Annotated in this window: 19 protein-coding genes; 9 read left to right on the plus strand and 10 right to left on the minus strand. The window is 69.7% G+C overall.

What is annotated here, in order from left to right:
• Positions 1-157 precede the first annotated feature (157 nt).
• The 5 genes from ACIBHX_RS28020 to ACIBHX_RS28040 all read right to left on the minus strand — a co-directional run bounded on the left by ACIBHX_RS28020 (position 158) and on the right by ACIBHX_RS28040 (position 9143).
• Positions 158-1888, minus strand: a complete 1731-nt coding sequence (locus ACIBHX_RS28020; protein ID WP_397070247.1) for an L-aspartate oxidase — start codon at positions 1886-1888, stop codon at positions 158-160.
• A 9-nt stretch (positions 1889-1897) separates the two neighbouring features.
• On the minus strand, positions 1898-3082 hold the full coding sequence (locus ACIBHX_RS28025) for a low temperature requirement protein A (protein WP_397070248.1): 1185 nt from the start codon (positions 3080-3082) through the stop codon (positions 1898-1900).
• Between the two features lie 112 nt (positions 3083-3194).
• Entirely contained in the window at positions 3195-5495 is a 2301-nt protein-coding gene (locus tag ACIBHX_RS28030) for a helix-turn-helix domain-containing protein (protein WP_397070249.1), read from the minus strand.
• Positions 5496-5509: 14 nt separating this feature from the next.
• A complete protein-coding gene (locus tag ACIBHX_RS28035) occupies positions 5510-6277 on the minus strand; it encodes an SDR family NAD(P)-dependent oxidoreductase (protein WP_397070250.1) in 768 nt (255 codons plus the stop codon).
• A gap of 121 nt (positions 6278-6398) precedes the next feature.
• Entirely contained in the window at positions 6399-9143 is a 2745-nt protein-coding gene (locus ACIBHX_RS28040; RefSeq protein WP_397070251.1) for an AAA family ATPase, read from the minus strand.
• Between the two features lie 313 nt (positions 9144-9456).
• Between ACIBHX_RS28040 and ACIBHX_RS28045 the strand changes: the two genes are divergently transcribed.
• The 6 genes from ACIBHX_RS28045 (at position 9457) to ACIBHX_RS28070 (ending at position 16246) form a co-directional block, all read left to right on the plus strand.
• Positions 9457-10617 carry a hypothetical protein gene (locus tag ACIBHX_RS28045; protein WP_397070252.1) on the plus strand — a complete coding sequence of 387 codons (1161 nt, stop codon included), beginning with the start codon at positions 9457-9459 and terminating at the stop codon, positions 10615-10617.
• Positions 10618-10972: 355 nt separating this feature from the next.
• A complete protein-coding gene (locus ACIBHX_RS28050) occupies positions 10973-11887 on the plus strand; it encodes an alpha/beta fold hydrolase (protein ID WP_397070253.1) in 915 nt (304 codons plus the stop codon).
• 161 nt (positions 11888-12048) lie between these two features.
• A complete protein-coding gene (locus ACIBHX_RS28055) occupies positions 12049-12456 on the plus strand; it encodes a hypothetical protein (protein WP_397070254.1) in 408 nt (135 codons plus the stop codon).
• Between the two features lie 152 nt (positions 12457-12608).
• On the plus strand, positions 12609-13901 hold the full coding sequence (locus ACIBHX_RS28060) for a serine hydrolase domain-containing protein (protein WP_397070255.1): 1293 nt from the start codon (positions 12609-12611) through the stop codon (positions 13899-13901).
• Positions 13902-14144: 243 nt separating this feature from the next.
• Positions 14145-14912, plus strand: coding sequence for a class I SAM-dependent methyltransferase (locus ACIBHX_RS28065; RefSeq protein ID WP_397070256.1), 768 nt, complete (start codon positions 14145-14147; stop codon positions 14910-14912).
• 359 nt (positions 14913-15271) lie between these two features.
• A complete protein-coding gene (locus ACIBHX_RS28070) occupies positions 15272-16246 on the plus strand; it encodes a VOC family protein (RefSeq protein ID WP_397070257.1) in 975 nt (324 codons plus the stop codon).
• Positions 16247-16368: 122 nt separating this feature from the next.
• Here ACIBHX_RS28070 and sigJ read toward each other — a convergent pair whose 3' ends face one another.
• On the minus strand, positions 16369-17283 hold the full coding sequence (sigJ, locus tag ACIBHX_RS28075) for an RNA polymerase sigma factor SigJ (RefSeq protein ID WP_397070258.1): 915 nt from the start codon (positions 17281-17283) through the stop codon (positions 16369-16371).
• Between the two features lie 154 nt (positions 17284-17437).
• Here sigJ and ACIBHX_RS28080 point away from each other — a divergent pair, with 154 nt between their 5' ends.
• Together ACIBHX_RS28080 and ACIBHX_RS28085 are read left to right on the plus strand one after the other, a co-directional pair.
• The gene (locus tag ACIBHX_RS28080) at positions 17438-17872 is read left to right on the plus strand and encodes a hypothetical protein (protein WP_397070259.1); all 435 of its coding nucleotides are present in this window, start codon (positions 17438-17440) and stop codon (positions 17870-17872) included.
• Positions 17873-17907: 35 nt separating this feature from the next.
• Positions 17908-18414: a carboxymuconolactone decarboxylase family protein gene (locus tag ACIBHX_RS28085; RefSeq protein WP_397070260.1), complete on the plus strand. Its 507-nt coding sequence runs from the start codon at positions 17908-17910 to the stop codon at positions 18412-18414.
• A gap of 32 nt (positions 18415-18446) precedes the next feature.
• Here the strand turns inward: ACIBHX_RS28085 and ACIBHX_RS28090 are convergent, their stop codons facing one another.
• Genes ACIBHX_RS28090 through ACIBHX_RS28105 form a run of 4 tightly spaced genes read right to left on the minus strand, consistent with a single transcriptional unit; the run spans position 18447 to position 21401 of the window.
• Positions 18447-18686, minus strand: coding sequence for a CDGSH iron-sulfur domain-containing protein (locus ACIBHX_RS28090; RefSeq protein WP_397070261.1), 240 nt, complete (start codon positions 18684-18686; stop codon positions 18447-18449).
• Complete coding sequence (locus ACIBHX_RS28095; RefSeq protein ID WP_397070262.1) at positions 18643-19308, minus strand: HemK2/MTQ2 family protein methyltransferase; 666 nt, start codon at positions 19306-19308, stop codon at positions 18643-18645. The genes ACIBHX_RS28090 and ACIBHX_RS28095 overlap by 44 nt, the downstream gene beginning before the upstream one ends.
• Positions 19309-19317: 9 nt before the next feature.
• Complete coding sequence (locus ACIBHX_RS28100; protein ID WP_397070263.1) at positions 19318-20289, minus strand: iron-containing redox enzyme family protein; 972 nt, start codon at positions 20287-20289, stop codon at positions 19318-19320.
• Positions 20286-21401 (minus strand): glutamate--cysteine ligase, encoded by a 1116-nt coding sequence (locus ACIBHX_RS28105; protein ID WP_397070264.1) that lies wholly within the window; start codon positions 21399-21401, stop codon positions 20286-20288. The genes ACIBHX_RS28100 and ACIBHX_RS28105 overlap by 4 nt, the downstream gene beginning before the upstream one ends.
• Positions 21402-21465: 64 nt before the next feature.
• Here ACIBHX_RS28105 and ACIBHX_RS28110 point away from each other — a divergent pair, with 64 nt between their 5' ends.
• Entirely contained in the window at positions 21466-21648 is a 183-nt protein-coding gene (locus tag ACIBHX_RS28110) for a hypothetical protein (RefSeq protein WP_397070265.1), read from the plus strand.
• The last annotated feature ends 128 nt before the right edge of the window (positions 21649-21776 follow it).

Below are 21776 nucleotides of genomic sequence, written 5' to 3' on the forward strand. Positions count from 1 at the left end.
TCCTCCAAGGGATGTACGGCCGGCCTGCTGACCGCGTGGGTCAGCCGGACGGTGATCTGGCCGGTGGCGAACAGGCGGGCGAAGCGCTCGCCCTGGCGGGCAGCGAGTGCGTAGGCAGCTAAGACAGGACAGCCCCGGCACTTGTGACAAGATCCGGCTACTCGACGAGCTTTCCCGCGGTCGAGACCTCGCGCATGAGCGCCGCGATCTCGGCGGGAATCGGCGGGATCTCCTCCCGCTCCACAGACCCGGGACCGGACCACACGAGGTTGACCCGCAGCGCGGGGTCGAGTTCCGGGTAGTCGGAGCGGTTGTGGCAGCCGCGGGTCTCGCGGCGCTCGATCGCGGCTTCGATGGTTGCCTGCGCGGCGAGCACCGCGGACTTCAGGTCGAAGGCGTGCGCCAGGTCCTGGAAGCCGGCGATGTCCGGGTGCACGCCTATCCCGCTGATGCGCGCCTCGACCGCGGCCAGTTCGGCGAGGCCTTTTCGCAGGCCGCCCTCGTCGCGTACCACTCCGGCGTGCTCCGTCATGATGTCGCGGAGCGCTCGCTGCAGCGACCGCACGTTCTCCGGGCCGTCGGCAGACAGGAGCTCGTCCACTTCCTCCCGCGCCGCGGCGAGCGTCTCGGCGGAGCGGCGCTGGGCGTCGAGACCCGCGGAATACTCCGCCACCGCCTGGCCGACGATGCGGCCGAAGACGAGGAGCTCGATGAGGGAGTTGCCGCCCAGGCGGTTGGCGCCGTGCAGACCGCTGGCGGCCTCCCCGATCGCGTAGAGCCCGTCGACCCCGGTGCCGTGGTCTGCGGGCCGTACCCAGACACCGCCCATCGAGTAGTGCGCGGTCGGCGCGATCTCGATCGGCTCCCTGGTGATGTCGAGCATCTGCAGTTCCATGAGCGTCTGGTAGACGCGCGGCAGCCGCTTCATGATCGTCTCGCGCGGCAGGTGTGACACGTCCAGCCACACGCCGCCGTCCGGGGTCCCACGCCCCTCCTTGATCTCCGTGTAGGCGGCCAGCGCGACCCGGTCGCGCGTGGACAGCTCCATCCGCTCAGGGTCGTAACGCGCCATGAACCGCTCGCCGAGCCGGTTGCGCAGGATCCCGCCCTCGCCCCGCGCCGCCTCGGAGACGAGCGTGCCCGCCGCGTTTTCGGGCGCGATGAGACCGGACGGGTGGAACTGCACCAGCTCGGGGTCGCGGATGCGGCAACCGGCGAGTACGGCCAGGCGGAAGGAGTCGCCGGTGTTCTCATCACGCCGGGAGGAGGTGCGGCGCCAGATCCGGGTGTGGCCGCCGGCGGCCAGGATGACCGCGTCGGCGTGGATGACGTAGCGGCTGCCGTCGGTCAGGTCGAACCCGTAAGCGCCGAAGACCGCGTTGTCGCGCACGAGAATCCGCGTGATGTACACGGTGTCGAGGACGCGGACGTCGAGCTGGGCCGCCCGGTTGATCAGCGTGCGCTGGATCTCGAGTCCGGTGTAGTCCCCCGCGTACGAGGTGCGCCGGTAGGTGTGGGCGCCGAAGAAGCGCTGGGAGATCCGCCCGTCCTGCTCGCGGTCGAACGGCATGCCGTACCGCACGAGGTCCTCGATGCCACGCGCGGCCCCCTCCGTGACGATGCGCACCGTCTCGGGGTTGGCCAGCAGGTAGCTCTCCTTGAGAGTGTCGGCCGCGTGCTGCTGCCAGGTGTCCTCGGGGTCCATCGTGGCGAGCGCAGCGTTGATGCCACCCGCCGCGAGTGAGGTGTGTGCGTCCGCCTTCGGCCGTTTGCCGACCGCGAGGACGTCCACCCCGCGCTCGGCGAGTTCGATGGCCGCCCGCAGCCCGGCCCCTCCGGTCCCGATGACCAGGACGGACGTGGCGATTCTGTTCTCTGATGCGTGCATGATGCTCCTTCAGTTACGTGCCGCCCAGATGGCGACGGCGACCAGCGCGACGCAGGCGGTCGCGATCACCGCGACCACGGCGGCCACCCCGATCCACGGCGCCGCGAGCGGCGACAACACGACGGCGCCGACGCACCCCGCCACGGCAGCGCGGGGGATGACGGGGTCCGCGTCGACCAGCGCGTGCACCGCCCAGAGCAGGATGAGATACACCCCGACTGGGATGGCGACCGCGTAACCGATCGCCATCGGCGATGCCGCCACCTGGCGCCCGCTCTGCTCGACCGCCACTTCCAGTCCGGCGCCGAGAGCCGCCAGCGCGGCGAAGATGCCGAAGTGGCCGTACCCCCACCAGTACGACCGATGACGCCGGTCGCTGAGCCCCTCCCCTGCCTCGACCAGGAAGTACAGCCACCACAGGGAGAACAGCAGGACGAGACCGGATCCGGCGATGACGACGAGGGGACCCGCTTCGAGCGCCCCTTCAACCCCTCTGCTCGCGGCCAGGACGCTCTCGCCCAGCAGGATGATCGTGAACAGGCCGTAGCGCTCGGCGATGTGGTGCGGGTGCCAGGTGGTTGCCCTGACCCGCTCCGCCCACCACGGCACCGCCAGTTCCAGGACGACCAGGCAGGCGAAGAACGGCAGCTGGAGTGACGCGGGCAGGAGGCCCACCTCCACGAGGGCGAGCCGGAGTAGCCAGCCCGACTCGACCAGACCTATGCCCGCGGCGTAGCGGAGCCCTGTACGGCGACTCGCCGGGTCTTCGAACGCGGCCCTCAGCCATTGGGCGACAAGCCCGACCCTCATGATGAGGTACCCCAGCGTGATGATCCCGAGGTCGGCGTGGCCGACCGCCGCGGGCACTCCGGCGGCGAGGACCAGCACGCCCGCCATCTGCACCATGGTCAGCAGCCGGTAGGGGACGTCGTCGGTGTCGTAGGACGAGGCGAACCAGGTGAAGTTCATCCACGCCCACCAGATCGCGAAGAACACCTGGAGGAACGGGACCAGCCCGGTCAGGCCATGACCTTCAGCGATGGCGTGCGCGAACTGCGCCGTGACGGCCGCGACCGCGACCACGAAGGTGAGATCGAAGAGGAGCTCGAGCTGGCTCGACGCGCGATGCGGCTCGTCGATGGGCCGCGAGCTCATCCGGACCAGGATCCGGATGGTGGTCCTGGTTGAGGGCACGCTCACGCTCCTGTCGCTCTTGCGGCGTCCGGTTCGCCAAGAAAGACCGGACGGCATCGCGATCTGTGACAGATCGTCGCGGTGGTTGTCACAAGCCGGGAGGGCTGTCTTGTCATAGCCGGCGATCGGCAGCTCGGCCGCCCAACGGATCAGGCACGGTAGACACCAGCTTCTCGAATTGCGCGCGCACCTCCGCCGCCCTCTCCGCGTCACCGGACCGCTCGAGCTGCCGCAGCGCCTCCCCGTACGCCTCCCTGGCCTCCTCGACCCGTCCCGCATGCCACAAGACGAGTCCGAGCCTGGCCTGGGTGCCGCCCAGCGCCCGGCCGATCGGGTGCGCGCGCAGTGCGGGCATCGCCTGCTGGTAGGCGTCGATCGCCTCCTCCCAGCGCTCGAGCTCGGCGTAGGCGCCGCCGAGATCGTCCAAGGCGATCCCGAGAGAGTAACTGGAGATGGCGGGGGAACCGCCGTACGAAGGGTCACGCAGCTTCCTCACCAGTGCGAGATTGCGGGCCAAGGATTCCGAGATCCGGCCCGCCCTCCGCAGGGCGGTGATGTAGCTCGTCTCCGCCTGGGGATAGCTCTCGAGGTCTCCGGCCTGCAGGAGGAGTTCGGCGCCGCGGCTGGTGTAGTCGAGTTCCCGCTCCAGGCTTCCCGGGGTACGCCAGATCGCCCAGGCGGCGTACACCAGCGCCCACCCCTGCTGGCGTATGTCGCCGACGTCGCGGGCCAACTCCAGCGCGCGCAGCGCGGCCGCCTCCGCCTCCTCGACACGGCCCTCGCACACGGCCAGCGCCCAGGACAGGTAGTTCAGGTGCACGGCCTCCTGGAGACGGTCGCCCATGGCCCGCGCCGCGCTCGACGACAACTCGAACACCTCGCGCCAGTAGCCCCACCGCATCCACTGGTCGGAGAACCAGTGCATCGACTCGGCCACCTCCACCACCGTCGCGTGCTCGCCACGCTGGGCCGCCGAACGCAGCGCCTCCAGCCAGGCCGTGCCCTCCGCCTGCAGCCAGTCGCTCGCCTCCTCCTGGCTGCCCAGCGGGACCAGGGACCGCCAGTCAGGGGGCGGCGCGCCGTACTCGGGCTCGAACCAGCGGCCGGCCACCACTGCGACCTCCAGCAACCACGATTCCATCCGCCGCCTGGCCCGCTCCTGCGCCTCGATCGGCTCCTCCTGCGACAACCGGGTGCGGGCGTACAACCTGACCAGGTCGTGGAAGACATAACGGCCGGCGTACGGCGAGCTCAGCAGGCCCAGCTCGGCCAGCTCCTCCAGCGCGTCCTCGGCCTCGATCAGGTCCACCTGGGCCAGCACCGCGACCATCGCCACCCCGAAGTCGGGCGCGGCCGCCAACGCCAGCCGCCGGAAGCCGCAGCGCGCCGTACCGGACAGCTGCTGATAGGACAGCGTGAACGCGGCGGCCACGGCCAGGTCGCCCACCGCCAGGGCCGCCAACCTGCGCTCCTCATCGCCCAGCCGGTCCGCCAACTGGCTGATCGTCCATCCCGGCCTGCTCTGCAGCCGGTTGCCGGCGATCCGCATCGCCAGCGGCAGGTTCCCGCACAGCCTGGCCAGCTCGGCCACGCCACTGGAATCCGCCGCGGCACGCTCCTCCCCGACGATCGACCGCAGCAGCCCGGCCGCCTCCTCGCTGGACAGCTGGTCCAGCGGGATCTGCCGCACACCCTCCAGCCCGGCCAGCGAACGCCTGCTGGTGACGATCGTCATCCCCGGCCCGCGCGCCGGCAGCAGCGGCCGTACCTGCGCCTCGTCCGCGGCATTGTCCAGCACGATCAGGCACCGGCGCTGACCCAGCACCGACCGGTAGAGCCCCGCCCGCTCCTCCTCATCGCGCGGGATCCCTTGCTCGACCACACCCAGCGCCTTCAGCAGCCGCGACAGGGCGGTCCCAGGCGTCAGCGGGACGCTGTCCATGCCGCGCAGGTCCACGTAGAAGCAGCCGTGAGGAAACGCCTCCCCCAAGTGCCGGGTGGCGTGGACGGCCAGGGCCGTCTTCCCGGTCCCGGCGTTACCGGAGATGGTGGCCACCACCGCGGTTTCCCCGGTCTCCGCCTGCTCGGTGAGGTCGCGCAGCAGATCGAGCTCCCGCAGGCGGCCGACGAAATCCCCGGTACCGCGCGGCAGTTCGCACGCACCGGTGACCGGGCCGCTCAGCCGCGGCCGCCCCACCCGTGCGGCCTCGGTCAGCTCCGCCCGCTGCCCCTCATCCAGCCGCAACGCCTCGGCCAGCGCCTGCACCGTGCGCCGTTGCGGGCCGCGGCTGACGCCTCGCTCCATGTCACCGATCGCCCGCACGCTCACGCCCGAGGCGTGCGAAAGCTCCTCGATCGTCAACCCCGATTCCTGCCGCAACCTGCGCAGGAGCGGGCCGAACGCGCTGACCATCCGTCCTCCTCGGGTTACCAGGTTTGGTCGCCGGCGCGGACCAGCAACTCGTTAACGGCGACCCTTCGGTCTCGCGTGACGATGTAGCCGATGGCGTCCGCGACGTCCTCCGGCTGCAGTGCTTCGATTCCGTCGATCCGCCGGCGGGCCGCGTCCCGGACGGTGTCGCTCAGGTGGTCCACCAGCTCGGTGTCCACGGCCCCGGGCTCCACCACGCTGACCCGGACGCGCTCGCCGAGCAGTTCCTGGCGAAGCGACTCGGTGAACGCGTTCACGCCGGACTTGGTCAGGCCGTAGACGCTGCTCCCCGGCCGGGCGACCCGCCCGGCCGTCGAGCTGACGTTCACCAGGTCCGCCACCTGCCGGGGGGATGTCGACGCCGCGTAGATCAGGTGCGGGATGGCGGCGTGCGTGACGTGCAACAGCCCTGCCACATTGAGCGAGATCATCCGATCCCACTCCTGAACGGTGGTGTGCAGCGCCGAGTTGAGCAGCATGATCCCGGCGTTGTTGACCAGGATGTCCAGCCGCCCGAACCGATCCAGCGTGTCCTGCACCACGTCCTCGGCGCGCTCGGGTTCGGTGATGTCGGCCTCCAACCCGACCGCCTCACCGCCCAGCATCGCGATGTCGCCCGCGACCCGGTCCAGGCGGTCGCGGCGGCGGGCTACGAGGGCGACCGCCGCGCCCTCGCGGGCGAGGCGGCATGCGGTCGCGGCGCCGATTCCGCTGCTCGCGCCGGTGACGAGCGCGACGGCGCCGACCAGCGGAAGATCATGCATGGCTGCCTCATTCCATCCGGCCGAATTGCCGACCTGATGAGACTCGCGCAGTCAACCCCCGGTCCGAACCAGGGTGTCTCACTGGTCACCCGGGGCCAGGGAGTACCCCCCGGGGTCGGGGCTACGCCTCGGCGCCGGACAGGACCTCGCCGAGCTGCTTCCTGGAGCTGATCCCGAGCTTGGTGAAGATCTTGCGGAGGTGCCACTCGACCGTGCGCGGGCTCAGGAAGAGCCGGGCGGCGACTTCGGGGTTGGACAGGCCGTCTCGCACGAGCAGGGCGATCTGCTTCTCCTGCGCGGTCAGCTCGCCGCTGATCGAGGAACTCTTGCGCTCGCGGACACTGTCGCCCGTGGCGAGAAGCTCGCGGCGGGCACGCTCGGCGAACGCCTCCATCCCGATCGACACGAACATCTCGTACGCGGTCCGAAGGTGAACCCGCGCCTCGGCCCGCTGCCGTTCCCTGCGCAACCACTCGCCATACAGCAGGTGAGCGCGTGCCAGCTCGGGGCGCAGGAGTGTACGGCCCAGCCGTTCGATCGCCTCGCGGTAGAGCCCGTCCGCGGCGGCGGCGTCGGTCAACAGAGCGCGGCAACGAGCCAGGATCCCTCGTGCCCAGTCCGTGTCACAGGGTTCCGCCGCGTCCACCAGGCCTTCGAGCGCCCCGCGGGCGGCCGCGTCGTCCCCGGCGCGCGCCGCCGCCTCGACGAGCTCGGGCAGCGCCCACTGGGAGACGACCAGGTTGGCGCTCTCGCTGCCGGCATGGGCCGCCGGGAGCGCGAGCCCGTAGCGGGCGAGGCCGTTGTAGAGGATCGCTGCCGCCCAGTGGGCGGAGGCGGCACCGTTCAGCTGACCGCTGGCGCCGGCCTCCTCGATCGTGGCCTCGATCAGCTCCATGGCCTCGGCCTCCTTGCCCTGCATCGCCGTGAGCAGGAGCTGGGTGTGCTGCGCCATGGGCACGCCCGTCGCGTCGGCGGCGGCTTCCGCTTCTGCCACGAGCACGGCCGCGGCGGCGAGGTCCCCGCTCAGCACGGTCGGTATCCCCAGCGAGTGGAGATAGACGGGAAGGTCGGACACGGCACCGGACCTGCGCACCTCGTCCAGTGCCCTGGCGCGGGTCTCGGGCATGACCCGGTCGTCCCAGACGAGCGGGCTCACACCGAAGGCCGCCCACCCCCATTTCAGGAGATCCCGCACGGGACAGTCGGTGAGCGCGGCCTGCGCCCTGCGCAGCGTGGGAAGCGCGGCGCTCCTGCCCTCGGTGATGAGCAGGGCGAAGCCCTCGAGCACGAGGTCCAGGAGCCGCGGGCCGCCCTCGGGCGCGGGGAGTTCCCTGATCGCCTGGGAGATGGCCAAGAGACTGTCGTGGTTCGCCGCCCCGAACGACGCGGAGCCCCAGGCGACGAGGTACGTCTCCCGCGCCAGATCCAGGTCGAACGGCTCCAGCCGCCGCGCGGCTTCCAGCAGCATCAGCGGTGCCTTGTTGTCGAAGCCGGCCGCGAACGTGATGTGACCGCGCGTCAGGTGCGCTCGCACGCGCTGGAACTCGCTCTGGGCATCCCGGTCGGCGATGTCGGCGAACTGGCGCGCAGCCTCGATGTCGCCCGCCCTGAGGCTGGCGTCGGCCGCCATCAGGGCACGCTCGGCACGCTGTGAGGTGTCGATGGTCAGAGCCACGGATCGCCGCAGGAACGCCGCCGCGGCCGCCAGCCCGCCGCGTGCCTGCGCCCGGGCGGCAGACCGTTCCAGCTCGGCGGCGACGCTCTCGTCCGGCGCGGCCGCAGCGGACGCGAGATGCCATGCACGGCGGTCCGGATCGGCCTCCGCGTCGGTGGCCTCCGCCAGCGCGAGATGGGCAGCCCGCCGATCCTCCTCCTTCGCCGAGCCGTACACGGCCGACCGTACGAGCGGGTGACGGAAGATCACCCGCACGCCGAACTCCAGCAGCCCGTCCGTCCCACTCGACAGGACCGTCGCAGGGGTGACGCCGAGCCGTTCGGCGGCATGCCACACCAGCGAGGGGTCGCCGACCGGCTCGGCCGCGGCGACCAGCAGGAGCAGCCGGGTCTGCGCAGGCAGGCCCTCGATCCTGTCCAGGAAGCTCTGCTCGATCCGGCCAGGCAGCGTCTCGGCGTCCAGGAGGCCGAACCCGCCTGTCAGATCACGCGGCAGCTCGAGCAGGGCCAGCGGGTTTCCCCTGGTCTCGGCCACGAACCGGTCGCGGACGTGCTGATCGATCTGGACGTGCGTCACCGAGCTCAGCAGGGCGTGCGCGTCATCCGCCGTCAGGCCTGTGACCTCGAGCTCCGGCAGTCCGAGCAGGTCCTGGGACCGCTCGCGAGATCCGAAGACGAGGGCGACAGACTCCGCGAGCAGCCGGCGGGCGACGAAGCCGAGAACCTGCGCCGAGGCCCGGTCCATCCACTGTGCGTCGTCGACCACGCAGAGCAGGGGGCCGTTCTCCGAAGCGTCAGACAGCAGGCTCAGTACGGCCAGCGCGACCAGGAAGCGCTCAGGCGGCGTTCCCCCTCGTATCCCGAAGACCGTCTCGAGGGCCTCGCGCTGCGGTGCGGGAAGGTTCTCCAGCTGATCCAGCAGCGGTGCGCACAACTGGTGCAAGGTGGCGAAAGCCAGTTCCATCTCGGACTCGACGCCGGCCGCACGTAGCGCCCGCATGCCCGTCGCCGAGTTCGCCGCGTACTCCAGCAGCGTTGTCTTCCCGACTCCCGGCGTCCCGTGCACGACGAGCACGCGGCTCTCGCCCATGCGGACGGCCGCGATCGTCTGATCGAGGAGAGCGCGCTCCGGTTCCCGCCCGACCAGCCCTGTGTTCTGACCCTGCCGGGCGCCCCGCTTACGTCGGTTCACGGACCCCCGCTTTTTGCGCCAGTTGCACGACTTTAAATACACCCAAGGCATGCGCGAGGCCAAGTTGCATGACCTGCGTCTCAGCAGCTGAGCCGGTAGATCATCGTCGCGGATGCCGTCCACAAGCTCGGATACGACGCCATCGGGACTGAGGCGAGCGGTGTGTCACGTCATGAACATGACGGGGCCGTAAGGGCTGGGAGACCAGACTTCCGCATCGGGCGCAAGGCCACCAGGGTAGGCCTGCCCCCTGATAGGTGGGCGGAGCCCGCACCACCTGCGCAACACCGACTGATCATGAAATGATCGACTTGTGGCCGAGCCGACATATCTGAACGTAAGCGCGCATGGGATCAAGCGTGTCGCAGCCGATCTTGATCCGGTTCTCGAGCAGCTCGGACTGCTCAAGGAAAAGGTTCCCGAGGCCGGGCTCTCGTGGTACGCGCTGGGCGTGGTCGGCGTACCCGCTGCTTTGCGTTACGGCTTCGTCGTGGACGGGTTCGGCGGCAAGGTGGGCGACCGCATCACCCACCTGGAGAAGCTGGCCGGTGATCTTGTGACCACGGCGAACGGCTACGTGAAGACCGAGGACGCCAACCTCAAGACCCTGATCAAAGGCCTTGGGAGTCAGTCATACGACTCCCGGGTCAAGGATCACTGGCGGGGGGGTTGGAGTGAGCCGGGGATCCTCGACGACATGTTCTCACCGCACCACCTCGCGGATTTCCGGAGCATTGGGCTCCTCGGCGGAGCGGGGCTCCCGGGCGCCATCGTGGGGTTGCATCCCGACAGCCAGCCGTACTCGAAACGCGACAACGCCCTGAGAGCCGCACGCAGGAATCTTGAGTCAGCCCGACGGTGGAACATCGGCGTCGAACAGGCTGAGCGGGAGCTCTCCAAAGCGGCGAAGCTGAGCGCGCGCTCCAACGCCGTCATCGCGGGCGCCAGCAAGCTCAGCGGCTCCGCGCTGCTGGGCTTCGCGCTCTCGCTCGCCACCGCTATCCCTGACGACTACGCCCTCGACACGGCGATCGACCGTTGGAGCAGGATCGCCGACGATCTCGATGAAATCTTCGGCGCCAACAGCGTGAGCCACCGGAAGGCGCTCGCCGACGTGTGGGAGAGCGAGGCGCTGCCCCCCGCCGACAAGAAGCTACGTGACTTCTTTACCGCCGGGTACCGTCTGGCCGATGAGGCGGTGGCACAGGCAAACGCGCTACAGGATCTCGTGAAGGCGCAGAACCGCCTCCACGACATCGCATTGGCCGTGTCCTACGCCGAGTTCGTCATCATGCTCGGTTTGACCGTCGCCAGCTACGTCAATCCTATGGGGAAGATCGCGCTGGCCGTGGAAGGGACCAAGCTGTCCAACGTCATGATTGCCATTCACTCGGCGATCGCGGCAGCCGGCATGGCGTATCTCGCCGCCATCGTCAAGGGCGACCCCGACGACGCACCCCCCGCCCGGGCTTGACAAGTCCGGCGAGTTCGCAGCCGATGGCGGCTGGGCGTTCGAGGCCCGAGGATGTGGGCCGCCCTGCTCACACCGCTCGACCCGCTGTTCTGGCTCCACGTCCGCCCGCTACGCCTCGACCTGAACTCCCGGCCGAGAAGCGGCGACCTCGGCTGCTGGGAGTCGGCACGTGACCCTCGCCGCTCCAGCCCGTCACTGAACCCCTCACGGACGTCCTCGACTCAGCTGAGCGCGCGCCGTCGACCCTGCGGTGTCGTGTCAGCGGCCGTATCAGGACGGCAACGGCCCGGTGTCAGAGCGGTCGGCGATGGTGGACGTCATCAACGGGTCAGCGACTGCGAAGGGCATGCGCGGCATGACGAACAGCAGCACTTCCTCGGCTCGGCTCGCGCCGCCGATCGGAGGGTTCCAGGAGATCCACGGCCGCCGCCTTTTCGTGCATCGGTCAGGCAGCGGCGGACCGGCCGTCGTCTTCCTGCCGGGTGCCAGCGCGGCCGGTCTGGACTACTTCCTTGTCCAGCAACAGGTTTCGCAGTTCACCACCGCCGTGGTGTACGACCGGGGCGGCACCGGCTACAGCGACCCGATGCCGCTGCCGCGCACCGCCGCCGCGGTCGCCACGGAACTGCACGAGCTCCTGCGCGCTCAGGACATCGCCGGGCCGTACGTCCTGGTGGCGCACTCCCTCGGCGGTGCCTACGCGCACCGGTTCGCGCAGCTGTACCCGCAGGACGTGGCCGGGCTGGTCTGGGTGGACGCCTTCCACCGCGACTGGGACGACTTCCTGCCCGCTAGGGCGAGTCTGGCGGCGGGCGAGCAGATGGCACCTGATCTGGAGCTGATCCAGCAGATGCGCCCGGCCATGCGCGAGATGATCGCCGAGCTGTTGGCGGACTACCCGGAGCATGTGCGGCAGCCGCTGATCGACGCCCATCTGAGTGACGAATGGCTCCAGGTCGGCTTCGCCGAGCGCGGCAAGATGGTCGTAGTCGCCGACGAACTGCGGGCCGGACCCGACATTCCCGATGTCCCGGTGGTCGCCATCACCGCGGAGGGCATCGACCCCTCCCAGCAGGCGCTGATGTCGGAGCAGACGCTGCGAGAGGTGCACGAGGGCAAGAGGAGGTTGGACGAGGCCGTGGTGAGCGCGGTCTCGCACGGGGAACAACGCATCATCTCCGACGCCGGTCACACCGACATCATCTTCAAGCGCCCCGATGCCGTGGTCCAGGCGATCCGCGACGTCGTGGACTGGGCGGTTCGCGCCTAGACACGGCACGGCCACGTTTCCCTTCGGCCATTCCTGGTGGTCACCGCCGGCCCGGACAAACAGCACACCGGCACTGGCTATCCACGGCCTACCAGGCAATCGACGACTGACGCCGAGCCCGCGTCCCGGTAGGCCCGTAACAGATCGAGGAGCACCCAACCATGTCCATCACCCTTACCGACCAGGACCAGCTCACCCTGCGGACCGCCGCCTACGGCGCCGTCACGCTGATGTCCGCCGCCGGTGCCGCCGGCTCGCCCCACAGGATCGCCACCGACGGCAGCATCGCTCTGGGCTCCGCGACCGGCCTGGTCGGGCACGTGCTCGCCAAGTCTCCAAAGGTCGCGGACCTGAACGGCAAGTCCGTAGCTGAAATCGCCGACCGCGTGCTGCCGGCCCTGACGGCAGCCATGAGCCTGCTCAAGGAGCAGGCTCCGGCAGAGGCCGACAACTTCCGCGGCACCGTCCTCGTCGCCGTCGAAGCAGCCGCCCGGACCCACCAGGGCCGGCCCAGCCCCACCCTGGCCGACATGATCCGCAAGATCACCGAAGCCCTCGACGCCGCTTGACGAGATCACGACCCGCGCAGCCACCGCTTGTCACGAGGCATGACGTCCGCAAGCGCGCCTGGCTGACGGGCACGCAGTACCGCCCCGTCCCCATCGACCCCAAGTTGCTCGGCGAGCTCTTCGCCTGAGCGCGGCACCAGAGACGAGGAACCATGAAAACCTCATCACCACCAGCGACCAGGGCGCGCATCTACGGCGTGCACCAGCGCCCGGTCATCCTCGGCAAGGCCTTCCGGCGAGTGGCGGTCGCGGCGCTGGCGGCCGCACTGCTGGCTGGGGTCACCACCCCCGGGGTGGCCACCGCGGACAGCAGCGTGGCCGTGTCGAAGGCGGCTGCCGGGCAGGATCGCCCGGAGCTGCAGAACGCTATCCAGGCGTTCGTCGATGCCGGTTACGCCGGGCTGCAGATGCGCGTGCACGATGAGCGGGGCGACTGGGTCGGCAGCGCCGGGGTGCGCAAGCTGGGCCGGACCGCGAAGCCGCCGACGAACGGGCGCTTCTGGATCGGCAGCACTACCAAGACCTTCACCGCGACCCTGGTGCTGCAGCTGGTGGCCGAGGGCAAGATCGGGCTGGACAGCCCGGTGGCCGACTACCTGCCCGAGCTCGGGCTGGACCGGCGGATCACCGTGCGGATGATGCTGCAGCACACCAGCGGGTTGTTCAATTACACCGGCGAGTACTACAAAGACGGGACGTACGTGCCGGGGATCCCCGCCACGGGCAAAGAGTGGGTGGACAACCGGTTCCACACCTACCAGCCCGAGGAGCTGGTACGGCTGGCGTTGTCCAAGCCGGCGAAGTTCGCGCCGGGGACGGACTGGAGCTACGCCAACACCAACTACACGCTGGCCCTGCTGCTGATCGAGAAGGTCACCGGCCGCTCGTACGCCGAGGAGCTGCAGCGGCGGATCCTGGGGCCGCTCGGGCTGCGGGGCACCCTGGTGCCGGGCGCCCGGACGCAGCTCCCCGGACCGCACGCCCATGGCTACTACCGCTACCAGGACGCCGACCAGTGGAAGGTGGTCGACGTCACCCGCCAGAACCTGTCCCTGCTGGCCGGCGCCGGTGACCTGATCTCGACCACCCAGGATCTCCAGACGTTCTTCTCCGCGCTGAATGGCGGCAAGCTCCTGCCCGCCAACCTGCTGGCCGAGATGCGCAAGCCGGACCCGAGGAGCGGCGGCCTCTTCGGCCGCTACGGCCTAGGTCTGTACGTGCTGGACACGGGCCCGGACTGCGTCGGCATCATCCTCAACCACGACGGCAGCCCTCCTGGGGGCTACGGGTCGCTGATGTACAGCACGCCCGACGGCAGTAAGACCCTGACCGCCTCGGTGACCATGGGGGACGCCGCAATCGACCAGGCAGTGGTGTTCCCGAAGGCATTGGACAGCCTCGTCAAGGCGGTGTTCTGCGGCGGGCAGGCCGGGGCGGCTCAGTAGACGGGGCCGAGCAACGCAGGCCGTACGCCTTACGGTCGTGCACCAGGTAGAGCACGAACCGGGCCACGCCGAGCTCGCTGAGCTCGGCGTGGCCTGTCCACATGCGCGGACGCCGGGCCGAGCAGGCACAACCGGTCGACGATCCCGTCGGGGACGAGGTCGGCCAAGGCGTTGCCTGCTCGGCGAGCATGCCCCCCGAAAAGATCAAGCGTTGACGGCGCGGCTCATGTCAGGATGCTCGGCATGTCTAGTCGCGCACTGAGCTTCGGAGCGATCGCGGAAGCATACGAACGGTTCCGTCCGGGGTATCCCGTGGAGCTTTTCAACGTGGTGATGGCGTACACGGCTCAGCCGGTTCGGACTGCCCTGGAAATTGGCGCTGGGACAGGCAAAGCAACCCGCCTGTTCGCTCAACGAGGCGTCATGGTCACCGCGACCGAGCCTGACGGGGCCATGCTCGCCGAGCTGCGCAAGCACGTGTCGGCAAACGTCAGAACCGTGCAAGCCGCGTTCGAGGACTTGCGACCGGGCGAGAAGTACGGCCTGGTCTATGCGGCAGCAGCGTTGCATTGGACGAACCCGGAGGATCGGTGGTCACGCATGGCCGCGCTACTGGAGCCGGGTGGCGTGTTCGCCTCGTTCGGCGGGCCGGTCCAGCTGGCTGACCCGGCTGTGGAGGAAGCTGTTCGCGCGGTACGGTCACCGTTCTTGGCCAGCGACGAGATTCCGTCTCCTGATGGGACGCCTCCGGAGCATGACATGCAGTGGCCGGGTACGCAGCTCCAGCGATCTGAATGGTTCGCTGATGTTCGGCAGTCCGTGGTCGAGCGACGCTTGACGATGAGTGCTCGCGACTACATCGGCTATCTGTCGACTGTCTCGGCTTATCTCATGTTGCCGACCTTGGAGCAAGAGCAGGTGTTCAGTCGGATCATGCAGGTTCTACCTGCGACGGTCGAGATCACCGCCGACATCACCGTCCACATCGCGAGTCGGCGCCGCGAGCAGTAGTGCCTTGGTAGGCAGATATCCGCCTCTGCGTGCCGTTCCCGCGCCGTTGGGACGCCGAGTGACGCCTGTGTTGGCGTAGGTCGTAGGGGCCTCTGCCCATGAGCGGTGAGGAGACCTGCTCAGGGGGTGAGTGCGAGCCCTGCACCTCCCGCGCGTGCCCCGCGGCGAACTCATCGCAGGCCCCAAATGAGAGTGCACTCTCAATCACGAGTAGTCTCTCAAGTATGGCGGAGAAGCCTGACAGCTGCGGTTCGCAAGAGCGTCTTCCTGGGACCTGGCCAAGAGCAGCGTGCAGGTCCCTGGCGGCGCCTGCACGCGACATCTGAGCGCTTCACCTATGACAACGGAGGTGGCCCGTCATGGGCGACGACATCAACGGACTGCATCATGTGGGCCACATCGTGCTGGACATGGACCAGGCGATGGAGCGGTATCGCCAGCTGGGCTTCACGGTGCCGGCACCTGCCTATCCCGTTCTTCCGCGTGTGGCGGGAGGCCCTGCCGAGCCCTTCGGGGTGGCCAACACCCACGTCTACTTTCCCGGCAACTTCGTCGAGTTGGTGGCCGTCATCCACGAGACCGGCAGCATGCCCGGCGACGCTCGCCCGATCCCGCTGCAGGTGCCCGACGACAAGCTGCCGGGGCTGGTGGCCGCCATCCGCGCCACCGCCGCGAACATCACGTCCTTTCTCCAGCGTTTCCAGGGGCTCCACATCATGATCGCCAATACGCCGGACATCGACAGCGCCGCCGCGCGGCTGACGGCCGGCGGTGTCTGCCACGGCGGCGTGCACGCGATCCAGCGGCCCGTTGAGACCAGCACAGGGACCAGGATGGAGCCCGCTCGCTACCTTGAGATCTCCGATCCCGATCTGCCTGCGGGACGCGTGCCAGAAGGCAGGATCGGGTTCGCCGAGAACACGCCGGTCGAGGCGCTTGAGGACCAGCGGCACACCGACCATCCCAATGGTGCGACCGGCCTGGTCGAATGCGTGCTGTGCGTTGCCGACTCGGCATTGCCCGAGCTGGAGCAGCGCTACGGTACTTACTTCGGCCAGGCGCGGGACGGCGAGGTGGCGCCTGGCAGGGCGCGCTTCGACCGGGCGAACGTCACCGTCGTGTCCGCATCGGCACTCGCCGGCCTGCTGCCCGGTGAGCGTCCGGCGGCCCTGCCGGCGTTCGTGGCCTACACGGTGTCGGTACGCGACATCGCCGCCACCGAGCGGCTCCTGCGCGGCAACGACATCCCGGTCACCCGAACTGGTCCCGGAGAGATGTTCGTGCCCGCCGACGCTGCTCTGGGCACCGCGATCATCTTTCGCCAGGACGACTGAGGCAACCTCCACCCGACGAGCCCCTGACGATCCTCCGGGGAGGCTCAGCGGGATGCCTGATGCCGAGTTCCTTGGGTGTGGGTCGGCCCGATCGTCGGTTGAGTCCTGCTCGCGCTGCTGTCCTAGTGCTGTGGCGCCACCGTCCACGGCCGGAGCTTGTCGGGGTTGCGTACTGCCCAGATGTGCTTGATCCGGTCGCCCGCGACGTCGAACGCCATCACCGCCACGGTGACGCCGTCCTGCTGGGCCACCAGGCCGGGCTGGCCGTTGACCGTACGCTCCAGGATCGTCATCTCGGGCACCCTGCGGGCGAGATCGATGGCGTAGCGCGCGACCTGCTCGCCGCCTTCGATCGGGCGGAGCGCGGTGCGTGCCAGGCCGCCGCCGTCGGCGATCACCGTGGCGTCGGGGTCGAGGAGGCCGATGAGGGCGTCGATGTCCCTGGCCTCCCACGCCTGCTTGAAGTCTCTGACGATGCCGGCCCGCTGGGCCGTCGAGGTCGCGGGAGCCTGCGAGGCACGGATGCGACGGCGTGCCGAGGTGGCCAGCTGGCGACATGCCGCCGGCGTACGGCCGACGATCTCGGCCACTTCGGCGAAGGAGTAGCGGAAGACGTCGTGCAGGATGAACGCGACGCGCTCGGCCGGGGTCATCGATTCGAGCACGACGAGGAAGGCCATGTTGATCGACTCGTCGAGGGTGACCCGGTCGGCCGGGTCGACAGCCGACCGTCCGTTGATCCACTCCGTACGCTCGGGCAGCGGCTCCGGGATCCATTCGCCCACGTAGCGCTCGCGCCGGGCCCGTGCCGAGCCGAGCAGGTCCAGGCAGATGCGACTGGCGACCGTCGTCAGCCAGGCGCCGGGCGATTCGATGGCTTCCTGCTGCGGCCGGGACATGGCGTACCAGCGGGCGTACGTCTCTTGGACGACATCCTCGGCCTCGGCCAAGGAGCCGAGGAGCCGGTACGCGAGATTGATCAGCTGACGCCGCTCGCTCATGATCGCGCTCAGGCCCGGATCGGATGGGGTGCTCATAGTGTCGCCGACTTTCCCTTGTCGCATGTGCCCTCACCAGATCGACGAGACAGCGCACCGAACTGTGAGGTCGGCACGTCGCCTCACATTCCCCAGGGCTGTGTCGTCGGACTACTGAGACGTCGCAAAACTACCGCGAAGGGAAGACCTCACCATGTCAACGCCGACGACGACAAAGCAGGGCAACCTCATGTTCTTGCGCATCGCGATCACCCTGCAGACCTTGGCCGTCTTCGTCCAGGCGATCACCGCGGGGCTGATGTTGTCCTCACCCGAGCGTGGGGCTCTGCATAGTGCCGGGGGGTACGGGGTGTTCGTCGTGACGCTGGTGCACGTGATCGTCGCGATCTTGGTCTGGCGGCCGGGCGGCGGCTCGCCCAGGCCCATCCTGTACGCGGCCGTGTTCTTCGGGCTCGCGCTGGCGCAGATAGCGCTGGGCATCGCGCATGTGAAGACCCTGCATGTCCCCTTGGGCGTGCTGATGTTCGGCACGAGCGTCCTTCAGCTCGGCCGGATCTGGGCCGGCCGCACTCACGTGACCACCGAGCGTCGCCTCACAGTCCCAGCGGTTGCGTCGTCGGACAACTGAGACACCATCCAGCCCAGCGAAGGGAAGACCTCTCCATGTCCACGCCCACGACGACCGAGCAGGACGATCTCCAGTCGCGTCTGCCCGACCCCGCCCAGTTCTTCGACGAGGTGGCAACGATCGCCGGCGCGATGTCCAAGGCCACCCGGAACGGTGCGATTCCGCAGACCACGATCAGCCTGGTGCAGCTGCGCGCCGGGCAGATCGCCGGCAGCACATACCACACCGTCCGGCAAACGGGCCTGCTGCGCAAGGCCGGGGAAACAGAGGAGCGCATCACCGCAGTGGCGTCTTGGCAGGACGCCCCCTACTTCACCGACGCCGAACGGGTCGCGCTGGAGCTCGTGGAGGCCGTCCTCACCCCGAACCCGTTCGGGGAGCGCGTCCCCGACGAGCTGTGCGCCAAGGCATCCGCCCACTACGACGACAAGGCGCTCTGGACGCTCACCCTGGCGATCGGCCAGATCTGCTTCTTCATCCCCGTCGCCCTCATCGCGAAGCCGATCCCCGGTAGGCCCCTCGGGAAGAATTACAGCAGGTAACAGGCTCAGGGTGGGGACACGACAACCGTGCCTCACCCTTCTCCTGACCGTGATCCCCGGCGGGGCCGTGACCTGCGGTGACTGGTATCGCAGAACGGATAGCGCCCGCTGCGCCTGCACGTACACAGGGCCACCAGGAAGCGGTCGGACCGTACTATCTCACCGTCGCTCAGCACGATCTCCACGGGCCCCTCGATCAGGATGGGCCCGTCCCCGAGGATCACCCGCCTAGGCCGCGCGTCGCCCGGCGACGGCGTCGCGTCGTCTCGCACGGATCACCACCAGTTCCTCATGACGTTGCCCGGGACGGATCAGCCCGCGAGCCTCCAACCATGACGCGCGGTCCCGCATGACGGGGCCGAAGGGTTCCCACCGCCGCGTGACCACGCGCGCGTCGAGCCCCGCCGTACGCAACTGGCGCAGCGAGGCCGCCACGCCGCTCAGCGCCGACTGGACGATCAGGAGCGTGCCTCCGGGCGAAAGGTACGCGGGCGCCTGGACGCAGATCGGGTCAAGGACCCGCCGCCCGTCGATCCCCGCGTCCCAGGCCAGTGCCGTGTTCCGGGCAGGGCCTGCCACGTAGGGCGGATTGGCGAGGATCACGTCGAAGCTCTCTCCTTGGAGCGGGGCGAACAGGTCTCCCCGGATCACCCGCACGCGAAGCCCGCGTACCAGGGCGTTGAACCGCGCCGCGAGCACCGCGCGCCGGGACATGTCCACCGCGGTCACCTGGCTGACGGCGCCGCGCGCCGCGACCAGCGCGACGAGCCCGGTGCCGGTGCACAGATCGAGCACCCTGGCCCCCGGCGGGAGGTGGTCGCGGGCCAGGGCCTCCAGCAGGAGGCCGGTGTCGGCCTGCGGCCGGTACACCCCCGCGGGTCTCAGCAGCAACATGCCGACCGGCTACCCCGAAACGGACGGTACACACGATTTCCAGCACACGAGCAGATGGTCGCCCAGCCGCTGTTCCAGCAGGTCAGTGGCCTGGACGCCGAAGACGACGTCCGCCGCCAGCCCGGGCTCGGCCCGCAGGAGGTCGCCGATGACCTCGCGCCGCAGCACCTGCTCGTGCACGGCGTCGGCCTCGATGTGCTCGGTGAAGAAGAGCGTGCCGCGGGGGCCGACGCCCAGCCGTTCCAGAGCGCAGGTCATGCGCTGCGCGCTGGGCGCGGTGGTGATCTCCGCGGCGGCGAAATGCCCGACCAGCGCCCCTCGCAGTCCGCGGTGGAGCCCGAACAGCGACATCATGTTGACGATCGCCAGCATCTGCGCCGGGACGACGTCGACGTAGGCGCCGTAGGAGGAGTCGAGGCCGAGCTCCTCCATCAGGTCCGCGAACAGCCGCGAGTGCATCCGCTCCGCGCGCCCGCCGCCGAACTCGTCGAACTCCACGGCTACCAGCGCCGCCTTGGCCCGCCCGGTCAGCCGTGGAATCACCCAAGCGTGCGGATCGGCCTCCTTCAGGTGATAGACCGAGCGATGCATCACGTACTCCCGCAGCTGCCACAGCTCGCCCCTGTCGCGCAAATGGTGCGAGACGCCCTCCGCGTCGACGCGCTCGACCAGCTCGTCCTCCAGCACCCCTGCCACGTCGTCCCCGCCCGCCACCTCCGCCCGCAGCGCCGACAGGAAGATCTCCTCGAGCGTACGGCGAAGCCGCAGCAGCTCCGGATCCCACTCCCACCCGTCCGGCACCCCCGCGAACCCCCGGTAGTGCAACTCGTAGCAGAGATAGAGGGCGAGCTGCAGATCCTCCCCGAAGGGGTCCAGCGCGCCCACCCGGGGCAGCCGAGCATGCCGCCGAGGCAGCGCCGCGACCAGCGCCTCGCAGACGGGACCGCGCGGCCTGGGCAGCGCGGGACCTTTGCCGATCATGTCTTCCCCCTTGCGTTCGACACGCTGAGCAGGTCCACGACCGCGGGCATCCCGTGGCGGGCGGCGCGGCGCTGCCGTACCGCTCCCGTGCCGTGGCGCGCCACCCGCGCGAGCAGCCTGACCACCTCGGGCAGGTCGCCGAGGTCGTCGAGGGCCGGAGTGACGTACTCGACCAGCCTGCGCAGCAGGTGAGCTCCGGGCACGACGCGCAGCCGCGACGCGTCCACGCCCGGGCCGTCGAGCCCGTGCCTGGCGGCGTTCCACACAGCCGTGGCGCACGCCGCGATCTCCGCCTCGGGCGGTTCCTTCCCCGCCGCGGCGTCCGCCAGGGCGGTGCGGACCAGGGCGCGGGTGAGCGCGGCCTGGAGCACCGCGTCGTCCACGGTCAGCGCGGCGTCGGCGGCGCGGATCTCCACGGTCGGCCAGCGTTCGGAGTGACGCGCCAGCCAGAACGTCATCCTCTTGTCGACCAGGAGCCCGCTCTCGACCAGCCACCCGAGCCTGCGCGCGTAGTCGGCCGGCGAGGAGAACCTGGGCGGCACGCCCGAGCTGGGGAAGCGGGACTGCTCGACCGACCGCCAGCTGGCGAACCCGGTGTCGCGGCCATGATGCAGCGGCGAGTTCGCCGACAGCGCGAGCAGGACCGGCAGCCAGGGCCGCAGGTGGTTGAGCACGACCACGGCCTGCTCGCGGTCCGCCACGCCGACGTGGACGTGCAACCCGCACGCCTGGTATTCGGCAACCGCGCCCGCGTGCATGAGCATGATGCGCTCGAAGCGCTCGCCCGGCGTGAGCACGGGCGCGGGACCGGCCACGATGGGGGTGCCCACCGACAGCACCCGCAGCCCCTCGCGCCTGGCGGCGGCGGCCAGCGCCGCGCGGCCGGCCTCGATCTGGCGCCGTAGCCGGCCGAGCGTGTCGCAGACGCCGGTGGCGACCTCCACCTGCGTCTGGAAGAGCTCGGCCTGAAAGGCCCCGCCGTACGGGTGCTCGCCGACCCGCTCCAGAATCGTCCCGGCGCGCGAGACGGCCTGCCCCGAGACCGCGTCGGCGAGCAGGAACTCCTCCTCCACCCCGAACGTCAGGCCCATCGCCACCCCCCGCTTCCACATCGCTCCGACCTGCGTCCTCTTACCCGTTACGGCAGGTCCATGCCTACGCCGACGTCCCGGTGACGTGGACCGCCCAGCTAGCCGGACTCCTCAACCCTGCGGTCGCGCCGGGTGGCTGACGGACGAGTACACCCAGCTCAGCCGGGCCTTCAGGCTCCTGGCCGACGACGACAGGGAACTGCTGTCGCTGGTCGCGTGGGAGCAGCTCGACACCAAGCAGGTGGCGCGATCTCGCGAGAGTGCATGACGACGACCTGAGCTGGCCAAACTCAACATGCAACGCCGCACCCAGGCCGCCGCGCTGGCCGCCCGGCTGCGAACCAGGGACCAAAGCCTCTAACCTCTGCCCGCCCGGCCCGGCGATGCTGGAGGGCA

This window comes from Nonomuraea sp. NPDC050536, from assembly GCF_044457685.1.
Lineage (GTDB): Bacteria > Actinomycetota > Actinomycetes > Streptosporangiales > Streptosporangiaceae > Nonomuraea.